The 12,909-nt window shown below is 37.7% G+C and carries 14 protein-coding genes, 1 tRNA gene and 1 pseudogene; 8 read left to right on the top strand and 8 right to left on the bottom strand.

Translation table 11 applies throughout. From position 1 onward, the window contains the following. Positions 1-37: 37 nt before the first annotated feature. The 4 genes from WIW72_RS11460 to WIW72_RS11445 form a co-directional block, all read right to left on the bottom strand. Positions 38-541 (bottom strand): biotin/lipoyl-containing protein, encoded by a 504-nt coding sequence (locus WIW72_RS11460; RefSeq protein ID WP_337699719.1) that lies wholly within the window; start codon positions 539-541, stop codon positions 38-40. Continuing rightward, entirely contained in the window at positions 541-2,079 is a 1,539-nt protein-coding gene (locus WIW72_RS11455) for an acetyl-CoA carboxylase biotin carboxylase subunit (protein WP_337699721.1), read from the bottom strand. The genes WIW72_RS11460 and WIW72_RS11455 overlap by 1 nt, the downstream gene beginning before the upstream one ends. Before the next feature lie 204 nt (positions 2,080-2,283). Further along, positions 2,284-3,921, bottom strand: a complete 1,638-nt coding sequence (locus tag WIW72_RS11450) for an ABC transporter permease subunit (protein WP_337699723.1) — start codon at positions 3,919-3,921, stop codon at positions 2,284-2,286. After that, positions 3,918-4,631: an ABC transporter ATP-binding protein gene (locus WIW72_RS11445; protein WP_443295075.1), complete on the bottom strand. Its 714-nt coding sequence runs from the start codon at positions 4,629-4,631 to the stop codon at positions 3,918-3,920. The genes WIW72_RS11450 and WIW72_RS11445 overlap by 4 nt, the downstream gene beginning before the upstream one ends. Positions 4,632-5,137: 506 nt before the next feature. Between WIW72_RS11445 and WIW72_RS11440 the strand changes: the two genes are divergently transcribed. From WIW72_RS11440 to WIW72_RS11420, 5 genes are all read left to right on the top strand, one after another. Continuing rightward, a complete protein-coding gene (locus WIW72_RS11440) occupies positions 5,138-5,428 on the top strand; it encodes a twin-arginine translocase TatA/TatE family subunit (protein WP_337699727.1) in 291 nt (96 codons plus the stop codon). A gap of 20 nt (positions 5,429-5,448) precedes the next feature. Continuing rightward, on the top strand, positions 5,449-5,805 hold the full coding sequence (locus WIW72_RS11435; RefSeq protein ID WP_337699728.1) for a hypothetical protein: 357 nt from the start codon (positions 5,449-5,451) through the stop codon (positions 5,803-5,805). Then, positions 5,802-6,635 (top strand): twin-arginine translocase subunit TatC, encoded by an 834-nt coding sequence (gene tatC, locus WIW72_RS11430; protein WP_337699730.1) that lies wholly within the window; start codon positions 5,802-5,804, stop codon positions 6,633-6,635. The genes WIW72_RS11435 and tatC overlap by 4 nt, the downstream gene beginning before the upstream one ends. A 63-nt stretch (positions 6,636-6,698) precedes the next feature. Next, entirely contained in the window at positions 6,699-7,946 is a 1,248-nt protein-coding gene (locus WIW72_RS11425) for a 3-isopropylmalate dehydratase large subunit (RefSeq protein ID WP_337699732.1), read from the top strand. Next, the gene (locus WIW72_RS11420) at positions 7,943-8,437 is read left to right on the top strand and encodes a 3-isopropylmalate dehydratase small subunit (RefSeq protein WP_337699734.1); all 495 of its coding nucleotides are present in this window, start codon (positions 7,943-7,945) and stop codon (positions 8,435-8,437) included. Before WIW72_RS11425 ends, WIW72_RS11420 begins: the two co-directional genes overlap by 4 nt. Positions 8,438-8,673: 236 nt before the next feature. On the opposite strand, the pseudogene bluB reads toward WIW72_RS11420, so the two are convergent. Then, positions 8,674-9,303: pseudogene (bluB, locus tag WIW72_RS11415) on the bottom strand (5,6-dimethylbenzimidazole synthase). Positions 9,304-9,348: 45 nt separating this feature from the next. Continuing rightward, on the bottom strand, positions 9,349-10,512 hold the full coding sequence (locus tag WIW72_RS11410) for a pyridoxal-phosphate-dependent aminotransferase family protein (protein ID WP_337699736.1): 1,164 nt from the start codon (positions 10,510-10,512) through the stop codon (positions 9,349-9,351). A gap of 116 nt (positions 10,513-10,628) precedes the next feature. Between WIW72_RS11410 and WIW72_RS11405 the strand changes: the two genes are divergently transcribed. After that, entirely contained in the window at positions 10,629-10,940 is a 312-nt protein-coding gene (locus WIW72_RS11405) for a hypothetical protein (protein ID WP_337699738.1), read from the top strand. Here WIW72_RS11405 and WIW72_RS11400 read toward each other — a convergent pair. Continuing rightward, positions 10,933-11,382, bottom strand: coding sequence for an EVE domain-containing protein (locus WIW72_RS11400; protein ID WP_156004954.1), 450 nt, complete (start codon positions 11,380-11,382; stop codon positions 10,933-10,935). The genes WIW72_RS11405 and WIW72_RS11400 overlap by 8 nt on opposite strands. 192 nt (positions 11,383-11,574) lie before the next feature. On the opposite strand from WIW72_RS11400, the gene WIW72_RS11395 reads away from it, so the two are divergent. Beyond that, the gene (locus WIW72_RS11395) at positions 11,575-11,832 is read left to right on the top strand and encodes a hypothetical protein (protein WP_337699740.1); all 258 of its coding nucleotides are present in this window, start codon (positions 11,575-11,577) and stop codon (positions 11,830-11,832) included. Positions 11,833-11,939: 107 nt separating this feature from the next. Beyond that, positions 11,940-12,028, top strand: a tRNA-Val gene (locus WIW72_RS11390). A gap of 3 nt (positions 12,029-12,031) precedes the next feature. On the opposite strand, the gene WIW72_RS11385 is transcribed toward WIW72_RS11390, so the two are convergent. Next, positions 12,032-12,877, bottom strand: coding sequence for a CAP domain-containing protein (locus tag WIW72_RS11385; RefSeq protein WP_337699742.1), 846 nt, complete (start codon positions 12,875-12,877; stop codon positions 12,032-12,034). Positions 12,878-12,909: the final 32 nt, after the last annotated feature.

Below are 12,909 nucleotides of genomic sequence, written 5' to 3'. Positions count from 1 at the left end.
AAATTTTTATACATTTTAAACATTTGAAAAAATCTTATCACTTAATTATTAATAATAAGTCTCCTTTCTTTACACCTTGTCCCGGCTTTATCATTATCTTTTGTACAGTTCCTGAAACTGGAGCTGATATGATTGTTTCACTCTTCATAGCTTCAATAGATAATAACGGTTGTCCCTTGTTTACAATGTCGCCCTCTTTTACTCTTACCTGAACTATTCTTCCCTGCATTGGCGAGAGTATTTCGCCCTCTTTTCCTTTTATTAGTTCTTCTAAAGACTTTCCCTCCTCAACGGCGCTCTCTGATATTCTGTCGATCTTGAAGAGCGCCTCATCATCTATTATGATAAATCCGTTGTCAAAGTATACTCTATGGATCTCCCCGTTAACTTTGAATAATAACTCACCTTCTCTCCACGCAGAGCCTAAGTACTCTATTTCGTATTCTCCTATCTCGGTCTTTATCTTGTCTTTGTTGCCTTTTTGGTCGTAAGTCGTAGTAGTCACATCGCCTAAATCCGAAAATACTCTGAGTATTTTCATTACCACATCACCCTATAAGAAGACTGAGCTGCAATACCGTAGGTCTTCCATCCGGAGGATCTTCTTGTTGTATTTTGCTGCTGTTGTGTAGATATTGTTGCTTTCTTCATATAGCCTCTCTCATAAATTGATGCTGCTAATGCAGCCTTCATATCTTCCTTAGCCTTCAGGTATTTAACAAATTGTTCCCTCTTCTCTGAAACGTATGCTGTTGTGAACTTTCCTTTTAAGAAGTCCTCATCTCTGGATATCCATTTGTATAACTCAATAACAGTCTTAATTCCTCCAATCTTATAGTCATTTAACGCTCTTATACCAGCTTGTATTGCATATTCTCTATTCTCACCATAAACGATTAATTTAGAAACTAAAGAATCATAATACGGAGGTACGTAGCTACCAGCAGTTATACCACTATCTACCCTTACTCCAGGGCCTGAGGGCTCCTTGTAGTAAGTGACATACCCAGAGCTACCGGTGAAGTCATTTATAGGATCTTCAGCATTTATTCTATATTCTATAGCATGTCCTCTATATCTCTTATTTAATTCCTCCTGAGTAAAAGGTAAATAACCATCAGCTGCGAGATTTATCTGCAACTTTACAAGGTCTATTCTGAATATCAATTCAGTTACTGGGTGCTCTACTTGTAGTCGTTTGTTCAATTCTAAGAAGTAGAAGTCTCTAGTTACGTCAGAAAATACGGTTTCAAATGTACCCAAAGTGTGATACTTTATAATTTGTCCGAACTTGATAATGGGTTCGAACATTCTCTCTCTGTCTTCCATTTTCAGAGCTGGAGAAGGTGCTTCTTCTATCAACTTCTGGTTTCTCCTCTGGATAGTGCATTCTCTCTCCCATGCTACTACGTAATTTCCATGTCTGTCTCCAATTAACTGGAATTCTATGTGCCTCGGATTAACAGCTGCTTTTTCGATATATAGATCAGCTTTACCGAACGCTTGATATGCTAATCTTTTATTCCTCTCCCAAACCTCTTGTAATTGCTCTGGATTATCTACTCTAGTTATACCAGTACCTCCTCCTCCGAATGCAGCCTTTACCATAATTGGGTAACCTATTTTTTCCGCTAGTTTCAGGGCTTCATCTAGGCTTTCTAATGGTCCGTCGGAACCGGGTGAAACGGGAACTCCTGCCATTTTAGCTATTCTCTTTCCGTCCAACTTACTCTTTATCGATCTCATTGCTTCTACCGAGGGTCCTATCCATGTCATGCCAGCTTTTATTACTGCTTCCGCGAAGTCAGCGTTTTCTGACAAGAATCCGTAACCAGGATGGACAGCATCTGCATGCGCTTTTTCAGCAGCGTCGATAATTGCCTGAATGTTCAGGTAGCTCTGTAACGCAGGAGCAGGTCCAACATAATAAGCTTCATCAGCATACTTCACATGTAAAGCGTATTTATCAGCTTCAGAGTATACAGCAACTGCTTTCATTCCCATCTCTTTAATTGCCTTCATTACTCTTACTGCTATTTCTCCTCTGTTTGCTACGAGAACTTTATTGAATGGTGGCATTTTAAGTCATAATATTACTGTTTTAGGGGTTTAAAAGGTTTTAACTTTACAAATTGTTTCGTGTAAATTTAAAAAAAGAAAAGTTCAGTGCTCGCGCTTTGTCATCATACTCAGTTCCCGGATTCCACATCATCTTTTTCAAAATGTAAGTCGAGTATAATAAATTCATAAGTAACTGTTCAGGTAAAGCTGAGAAAAAGGGGCTTAAGCTAAGTATATTCCTTCTTCTGCTACATACTTTTGCCTAGACAGGTCCATAAGTTTTCTAGTAAATAGTATTGAGTATAATACTACTATTATTCCGAAGAGGAACGAAAGCCATGCTGCGTCTGCTATGTCTCCCACATTAGTGTAATAGACTATGTCCCTCATCATCCCGGTTCTAACGTATAAGTTATGTCCATTTATTATGTTAGGCCAGTATTCTGCTATTGCTAAACCACCCCATGCACTATTTATGGTGCTTGACAAACCGGTAACTATGTAAGGTAGTGTGCTCGGGAGTATTATACTTTTCATTTTCTCAAAGAAACCTAACTGGTAATTTTTCATGATTTCCCAATACTGTGTAGGCATGTTCTTTACCCCTAGCCAGAAACTGTAAAATATGTAATAAAACGTAGATATAAAGCCGATAAATAGTACATAAAACTCGTTGGTGAAAGGTCCAAAGACTTCGTGAACAAACGGTAAAGTAACTAGATAGACTAGGGGAAAATAAGCAGGGGCAGGTAATGCAGCATAGGACTGGATCACTGGAATTACTATTTTCTCAACTCTCTCGTGAGTAGCTAAATAATAACCTAGAAATACAGCAAGTAAAAAGGAAACTCCAGCTATTATTCCTACTCTCAGGTAATCTACACCTATAGCGACTAAATCTCTTGGTATTGAAGAAATTAGCTGAGCCCATTCGGTAAAGGGTACGGATATTATAATTCTTACAGCACCGTATATAATTAAGACTAGCAATACTACGCCTATAGTCCCACCTACAATTTTCCATAATTTTTCTCTTTTATGCGGCTCCTCGTAATAGTCTTCAGTGGAACTTCTCCTGAGTTTGTCTAAAGTAGGGAATACTCTAGCAATTTTAGTGAAAGTTGGCAAACTGTTTGTAACCCTTAAAGAACTTCGTATATTAAGCCTCCCTTTCTTTCTTATAATCATCTCGGTGTCTAAACCGTATTTAGAAACGCTGTACTTTGCAAATTCCCTGAGTAAGTATGTTATTACAGCTACAAAGATTCCGATTACAGCTACACCTTCTAAAGCTCCTAGGTAGTTTCCTTCTTGAGTTAAATTAGCTATGACCGAACCTATGCCGAAAACTTCAAAATTACTGGTACCTACACTAAAAACCTCGCTTACGGTTACGTAGAATAAGCCATCAGAAAAACTTGACATTAGCTCAGAAGCTATCCGCGGAACAGAATATGGAATGTAAAGTTTTAGCATCTTCCCCCAAAAACCTAGTTTATAGTTTTCGGTGACTTCTACTAAGTCATGAGGAATTGTCTTAAAAGCCTGATAAATCCCCATCCAGATATTCCATACTGTTGCTGTGAACACTAAGAAGAGTACAGATAATTCTATACCTAAGCTACCGCCAATATCATAAACAAAGAAGATAAATACTATAGGTAGGAAACTAAAGACCGGGACTGACTCAAAAACTTCGCTTAAGCTAATGTAAGTGTTTTCAAAAACCTTGCTCTTAATAGAAGCCCATGCTAGAAACCACCCAGTGACTATGGAAAATAGAATAGTTATCCATACTCTTCCTATAGATACCAACGAAGCCAAAATAAGGGTAGGAAGTATGGAGAGAAAGTCGGTCAAATAGTCTCACCTTTTCCATCCGTTAATTTCTTTTTGAGAGATGGGCTCAATAACTTGTAAAGAGTATCTACGTATTCTTGTAATTTGGGGTCGTGCTGATCTCTCGGTCTTGGTAAGTTAATTTTTATATCGCCGACTACAGTAGCAGGTATACCGTTTAAGACATAAACTCTATCCGCCAGTTCTACAACTTCGAATAAGTTATGAGATACTAATACCACCGTCTTCAACGGAGACTCTTCGCTAAACAACATTTGGTAAACTTCTTGCCTAAGACCCTCAGCTGTCAACTCATCTAAGTGGGAGAAAGGTTCGTCCATAAGAAGGACTAGAGGTTCAGCAGCTAGTGCTCTAGCTATGGCTATTCTTTGCCTCATTCCTCCGCTCATTTGTTTAGGATAGAAGTTCTCAAATCCTGATAGTCCAACTAACTCAAGCATCTTTTTAGCAATCCTTATTTCCTCCTCTTTAGAGAGTTTTCTATACTTCAACCCGAGCCTAACATTATCAAGGGCTGTCATCCAAGGGAATGTAGCTATCGATTGATGGATAAGTGCTATCTTAGGAGAAGGTTGAACAACTCTCTTCCCTAGTAATCTCACTTCTCCCTCTTTTGGTTGAACGAACCCTCCCAGAATTCGCAACAAGGTTGATTTTCCTATTCCAGAGGGGCCAACTATAGCAACTAGTTCGTTATCGTGCATTTCCATGTTAACATGTCTTATCACGAAGTTGTCCTCAACGTAAGCATACCCAAGATCTATCGTCTCTAAGATTCTTCCATCTGACCACCTAAGGCAAAGGTCTTTTAACCATTTAAAAATTTTACTCTTAATTTAGAGAGAATATATTTAGGTTATTTCGATGGGGCGTAAAAGATATCACAAAAACAGACAAGAAGTTATTATAAATTTAATGAAATATTTTGTGATGTGAATGCTCTTTAGTTCTAGAAACTAACTGTCTCTTCTGAAAAGAACTAGAGTTAAAATAATTCTGTAATTAAATCTAGTTATGTATTTTTACATTACTTAAATAAATTAAGTATAATTACGAATAAGCATAATATTTGCGAATAATGCTTAAATCCCTGAAATAGTATTTATTAAATAACTAATTAAAATATGCTTAGTTTACCATAATTTCATTTGTTATTTATTTTAAGCGAAGTGAAAGTTTATTAGTACGAAATACAAGAATTTATATGTGATAAAATATGGTAGGGTTAGTTCCTAGTGACGTGATAATAATAATCGTTGTCGCCATAATAGTGTTCTTTGGTGCAACTAAAATCCCTGAGATCTTTAGGTCTTTGGGTAGGGCAACCGGCGAATTCAAGAAGGGTAAGATGGAAGCTGAAATGGAGTTAATGCAAATGCAACAAGCTCAAAACCAGAATTTCCAACAGCTTCAGTCTTCTAAAGAAGCAGAACTACAGAGAAAGATGGAAGAACTACAGAAACAGTTAGAGGAGCTCAAAAAGCAGCAAAAACAACAGAATAGTTAAATCCCCTAAAGGTGGGGGATATGATTAATTCAATAGATGATTTTTTGGTTTTAGTGTTAGTTGGTCTCCTCCTTTTTTCAGGTGATAAGAATTCCTTATCCGCTATAAAGTCTGCTATTAGAGGGTATAACCAACTCAAGAGAAAACAGAGTGAATTAGTGAGTGAACTCAGGAGAGAATTAGAAGATGTGACTAACTCTACTGACGAAATAGTAAGAGAGACTACTCAAGTAACTTCTAGAGCTTTTAGGGAGACGTCAACTACTCTGAATGACGCAGCTAAAGATATAAGAGTAAAGATCTTGGAAGAAAGAATAAGGGAATTAGAAGAGGAAATTGAAAGGCTCAAAAAGCAACAAGGTGGCGTTAATAAATGAGTTATCAGAGAGAGACTCAAGACAAAGAATTACCCTTACTAGAGCATATTAAGGAATTACTTACTAGGATTAAAAGAGTGGTTATGATTTTGGCTTTTTTCTTCATACTATACTTTATGTTTGGAATTGCATTCATACAAATAGGTTCTTTTACAGTTCCGATTCTTTATCCCTCACTATATAATAGTATAGCAGTGGTTTTTGTTAGGGATTTTATAGATAGGGAATTACCTGTCGGGCTAAAACCAATAACTATAAATACCTTGGATCCTATTTTTTCTGGACTATCGGTAGCGGCTTATCTAGCTTTATTTTCAGCCTCCCCGTTTATTGCTAGGGAGTTTTGGGCTTTTGTAGCTCCAGGCTTATACGAGCACGAGAAAAAATTCATTAGGATGACTATAGTTCCTGCCGTTCTCCTTTTTGCGGCAGGTTCTGCATTTGCGTATTTTATAATTATCCCCTTTATGTTCCTCTTCGTCTACAGGTATGATATAGCGTTAAATATTGACCCAACACTTAGCTTTAAGTCGATAGTCTCAACGATTTTACTACTCATGACCGCTACTGGTATGGCATTTGAGTTACCGTTAGTGATGGCTGGAATGACAAAGTTAGGTTTAGTGAAACCTCAGACGTGGTTACAAAACTGGAGATGGGGTGTTATGATTTCCTTCATAATAGCATGGATAATATCACCGGGTACTACAGGTGGGCTCATAGAGACTACTATAGGCACGATTCTTTCCGCTTTGTATTTTGCCGGAATAGGAGTATCTTACCTGATAGCTAAAAAGAGTAATAATTCGAAAAAAGTGATCACTATATAGTTCGAAACGGAAACCATCAACGGTATAAATATTTATTTTTACCCTTTCTAACTTATCTACCTGATGTCCCAAACATTAACCGAAAAAATTTTGAGCAGAGCTGCTGGGAAAAACGTGTCCCCTGGTGACGTTACAGAAATCAAAGTGGATATAGCGGCGTTTCACGATCTAACAGGATACCACGTAATAGAGGTCATGGAGAAAGCCGGCATGTTGAAAGTTTTCGATAAGAATAAGATAGTAATAGCGTTTGATCACTTAGCTCCACCCCCTGATGTCAGAAGTGCAGAAATCCAGGATCAAATAAGGCATTTTGTAAAGAACTTATCAATACCGAACTTTCATGACATAAACGTTGGTATATTACATCAGCTATTGCTGGAGAAATATGCAAACCCCGGTTATGTGATAGTAGCAGCAGACAGCCACACTACAACTTCTGGAGCTGTAGGGGCTTTTGCACAAGGGTTAGGTGCAAGTGATGTAGCTGCTGCGGTAATTACTGGAAAAACATGGGTAGTGGTTCCTGAACCGTTTAAGATTACATTAGAAAGTAAACCTAACAAATGGGTAAACGGTAAAGACGTAGCACTGAAGATACTTGGAGAATTTAAGGCGGACTACTTCAACGGTATGTCTATAGAGGTGTTTGTAAGAGAGCCTTCAGCATTCCCGATGGACTTTAGAGCAACTGTATCAAACATGGGAATAGAAATGAATGCAGATGCTTTGATGTTCGTTCCAGATTCTGAGACAGTGAACTATATTAAGACTATGAGGGGTTATGAGCCTCCGGTCATTCAGCCTGATAGCGGGGCTAAGTATAAGGACGAGTATACGATAGACCTTTCGAAGTTAGAGCCGTTAGTTGCTGCTCCTCACAGCGTAGACAACGTAAGGACAGTAGGTGAAGTAGAGGGATTAGAAGTGGATCAGGTGTATATTGGTTCATGCACTAACGGTAGACTGAGCGATTTTGAAATGGCGGCTAAGATAATGAAGGGACGAAGGGTTAAGACAAGGTGTATAGCTATCCCTGCCTCTTATGATTTGTTCAAGAAGTCTATGGAATTAGGCTATATCGATACTCTAGTCCAGGCTGGCTGTGTCGTGACTTACGGAACATGTGGTCCTTGTTTGGGAGGACACTTTGGAGTTGCTGGACCGGGTGAGGTGATGGTGTCAACGAGTTCAAGAAACTTCAAAGGTAGGATGGGAAGTCCAGAGTCAAAGGTATACCTAGCTGGACCAGCAGTAGCTGCAGCTACTGCTGTGGAGGGTAAAATCACTGACCCAAGGCGATTCTCATGATTATAGAAGGAAAGGTTCTAAAATTCGGAGATAAGATAGACACTGACATTATTATTCCAGCAAGGCACTTAAAGTATACTGATCCGCAATATCTAGCCCAACATGCTATGGAGCCTTTAGACCCTGAATTCTATAAGAAAGCATCTCAAGGTGTTATACTAGTAGCAGGGAAAGTTTTTGGAATGGGCTCCTCTAGAGAACAAGCTGCTATTGCTTTAAAGGCTGCCGGGGTAAGGGCTGTAATTGCTGAGTCTTTTGCTAGAATATTCTTCAGAAATGCTATCAATAATGGCCTTCCTGCAATAATACTTCCCGACGCTACTAAGAAGATAAATCAAGATGATTATGTTAAGGTCAATGTAGAGACTGGAGAAATAATAGTAAATGGTAATACGATACTAAAGGGAAAAGGAATAACTGGGATGCCACTTGAGATATTAAAAGCCGGAGGAATACTTTCGTTCTTAAAGACTACTAAATCTACGAACTAGAACGAAATAAAAATCCTTATCTTTTAGTAAATATATTTTTTCCTTAATGAATAAAATTATTTTCGGCTTACTCTCTCTGTTTTTAACAATTATTGACGTTAGGATAGGGCTATATGTAATTAAAGATATCTATGGCGAGAAGGTTTTCTCACTTTTAATTTCGACACCGTTCTTATTGCTTTTTTATATACTTAGCGTGTTTTTTGTAGAGTATCTTGTGGTGTCTACTCTCGGAACTAAAATTTTGAATTTCTTAAGACATTTATAAAACTCTCATCAGGTTTTTTGCCAAAGGTATCTATGTAAATTAGTTCTTCTAACGGTAGTCTACTAAGCCACCCTTTTTCCCAAGTTCTGGTCTCTCAGGGAACCTTTCTACGTAACCTAACGTTAAATAAGCTACTAAGTCAACGTGTTCTGGGATCGAAAGAATCCTCTTTACGTCTTCCTTTTTGAAAAAGCCTACCCATCCTACACCTATGCCTTCAACTGTAGCCGCAAGCCATAGATTTTCTATAGCTAGAACAGTGCTATACTGACAGAGTTCAGGCATTGTCATTCTGCCCAAGACATAAGGAGCAAATCGTGTAGGATCACATGTTACTGCTAAGTTGATAGGAGTATCCAGTATTTCCTCAATCTTTATTTTATCAAAAACCTTCTTTCTGTCTTCAGGTAATAAGTTTCTAAATTTCTCTCTTTTAACTTCTACTAACTCCTTGATTCTCTTTCTTATCTCTGGGTCTTTTACTACTATGAAGTTCCAAGGCTGAGAAAAACCTACAGAAGGTGCGTAATGGGCGGCTAACAAAATTTTAGCTAAAACATGGTCTGGTATGGGCTTATCTTTAATGTAATAACTTCATATTTTTAATTGCCTCATATAAGTCAATATGGTTAATCTATCCAGACTATGTTAAATAAGATTGTGCTGCTTTCACTCCTTCGCCTACTCTGACGTCTTCTCCTAATCTTTTAAGGGTTCTCTCTAACGCAGAAATGGTAATTATTGCATCGTTAGGAGTTACCCAGCCCATGTGACCTATTCTAACGTATTTACCTTGTAATGACGGATGTACACCTGGGGCTATTTCTACTCCCTCTTTTATGATCTCAGAGAGAACGTCTTGCGCTTTAGCTTTCCTTAACATCACTCCAGTCACTGTGTTACTATAGGCGTCTGGTCTCTTTGCTACTATTTCTAATCCCATTCCTTCAATACCAGCCCTTATAGTCCCTGCTACTTTCTCGTGTCTTTTTACTCTGTTCTCTATTTCTTCATCTTGTATTAACTTAAGTGCTTCATTAAGCATGAAAACCGTATGGACTGGAAGTGTAGAGAAGTAAGCCGCTTTACCTTCTTCCATACTCCTCATCACTGGTAGCCAATTCTTTAGGTCAAGGTAATAGCCAGCTATATTATCTTCTCTCAAGTGTTTCATGGCGTTTTCCGAGACCGCTAAAAGACCTAAACCTGGGGGAGCTCCTATCGCTTTCTGGCTAGCCGTTAAATAGATGTCAACATCCCAATCCTTAGCTTTTACTTCTTCTGCACCTACGCTTGACACGCCGTCTACTACTACTATATCTACGTAGTCCTTGATCTCTTTAACACTGTCCTTTATTGGATGTCTTACACCAGTACTTGTCTCCACGTGGGTAAACGTAACAAGTTTGTAATGTTTTTGCTTTACTTTCTCTTTTACAGAGTCTGTTGAAACGTAATCTCCTGCTTCAGCTTTGAGGTAATCTACTTCTACTGGGTACTTTTTAAAGATGTTTATCCATCTGTCTCCGAAAACTCCGTTTGATACTACTAGTATTTTATCTCCTTTCGTTAAAAAGGACGTAACACTTTCCATAGCAGACGTGCCACCTCCAGGGATTATGAAAGGCTGGTATGTGTCGTCTACCTGGAATAAGTACCTTAGTCCTTTCAGAGAATCCCTAAATGCGTTTACAAATTCTTCGGAGGTGAAGCCTACGTTATTTTTGAGACCCGCGTAAAGCACTTCTTCGTATATGTCTACAGGGCCTACATGCATAAGTAGTTTTTTGTTTTTTATTAAGTCCATGGGTAATAATATGTTACTAAAAGGTAAAATATCCTATCCTTTATAGGGAATACGGTTAACTAGGTAAATGCTCCGACCTTGTGTTTTAAATTATATTATCAAATAATATATATAACATGACGGACGTTATTGACTACACTATTGTTAGGAAAACCTATGAGAGTTACCTCAAGGAGATAAGTTATTGTAAGAATGACAAAGAGTTACGATTAGTGATCAAGAGGTTCTTGGACTTTCTAAAAGACATGTATTTGGAAGCTGTAGGAGAGAAATTAAGGACGTATATTCAACGGCACATTAAAATAGCGAGGAACATTCTAACACTGATGAAACTGAAGTACTTGATATTCTTCATCTACAACTTTATCCTCGAAAGACTAGTCAAGGAGTTAATCAACGCGATTAAGTACTTCATATCGGTTATATGAATATTGACTCCCTAAGGCATTGCTCTATTAGCTGAACGTCTATGAAAGGTACCGGTCTCTTAAGGTTAGCTGGAACATTTCTGAGATACTTGGAAAACTGATATTTGTCTTCGATAAAGTGTACTTTTTCAATAATGTCCTTAGATGCACACTCACCTACTATAATTTTTTCCAATTTTATTCTATAAATATAAATCGGTTTATTTTTTATTTTTTCTTCAGGAAACAATATAGTGTTATCCACAAACCAGTCTGATACAACCTTATAAATCCCTACAAATTTCCCCCCGTATTTCTTTGCGTAGTATTTATTCACGTAAAATATTATCCCGTCGTCCTTCTTCACGTACTGTTTGATGTTCTCCTTATTGTAACCATAAATGTTTGTTGAGAAAATTGTCTCCCAAAAGTCTTCTTGTACGGGGATTATCCAGTAAGCCACGGTTATCAAAACTCCCGCTGACTATTTAAGTGTGACGTATTTTTCCAAATAATTCAAAATAATTTCAAAAAAGAAAATTGCATACAATCACTGTTGGCACTCTTTATTTTTTCCTTTAAGTCCGCCGTAAAAGTTTAGTCTTACAAGGAAAATAAACCTAAAACTTAATAAGACATAATCGATCAAAACCATGTGAGAAAGCTTTTTGCATTTATAACACCACAGAGAGACGATTCCTTAAGAGATTATGAGATCAGGATGCTAAGAAACATATCCAAAAAGTTCAACTTAGGTAGGCTTATAGAGTATGATAGATGGGATGACGGCGATATAAGGTATATAAACGCCTTATTCGAAAAAGGAAAAATAAGAATGAAATATATGGAAGGAAAAGAAGCAATAGCAGAAATAAAACAGTGGAGAAAGGAATCGTTAAGGTCAGAAGAGTAAAATCTAGGATGTATTAGACGTAAAGCCTTTTACTTTTCCCTTTTCTACTTTTTCCTAAAATAGTTTAAGCCTTAATCTTTTAAGCGAGTACTTTTTACTTTTATAATGGGCCCGTCGTCTAGCCTGGTTAGGACGCCGCCCTGACGACCTAGGGTTAGAGCGGCGGAAATCCTGGGTTCAAATCCCAGCGGGCCCATATCTACTTTACAAGAAAGGAATACATCATAATCCCGCACTCTCCTATCTTTCTCTTAGTATATGGGCTCCAATGGATTTTTCTCTTATCCTCAGCGTGAAGTAGAATCGTATATACTCCCCTTGTGAAAAATTTAAGCGGGAACTCTACTTCGATAATACTTGAATCCATCCTCCACTTATAAGGTCTTATTGTCTCAATGCTTTTATAATAGTGGGGCTTAGGTATTACCCCAGCAACTGGCTCTCCTAAGGAATAACTGTGATCATTGATACGATCAGGTTTTGGCTCGTCCCTATAAATGATTAATTGCTTCGGAATGAAGTTATCGTCCGTTAACCTACCTTTTAAAGAAAAATTTCCGTTACTAATTTTCGGTGTAGAAATCCAGTCGATTCTTGCATTTATCATAACTACGTCTAGATATATCTCATTAAAGTTGAAAGATACGGAAATATCTGCATAGTTAAAACAAGGATCGAGCAAAGTATCTCTATGGAACCATCCTTCATCTGCGTCATTATATACCATATCGTAAAGTAACTTTTCACTAATTTGGACAGTTGTTGAATAAGAAAGAGGTGTATTAGACCATGCGTATCCAATCGATTCTTCCATGTAGTAATAATTGCCTAGAGTCGTAAAGAAAAGCGGAGGGGCTATTCCAGTTACGTCATAATGGCTGAAAACTCTCGTCTTTAGCATATAGGCTGATCTAAAGTGGGCGAAACCGGTATTTGTATATCTCACGCTGGGTACATTATTTTGTATTCTCAACGTATTAAGGAAATTTATTAGACGTAATGATAAAGAAAAGTCAAAATTAGCCTTTTCATTTCTAAGAACCATATTCTAGCGTATATCTTGGACGATTAAAGTTT

Source organism: Stygiolobus sp. CP859M (assembly GCF_037389975.1).
In the GTDB taxonomy this organism is placed as follows: Archaea; Thermoproteota; Thermoprotei_A; order Sulfolobales; family Sulfolobaceae; genus Stygiolobus.
The sequence above is the reverse complement of the archived record's forward strand: the minus strand, read 5'-3'. Positions and strand labels throughout refer to the sequence as shown.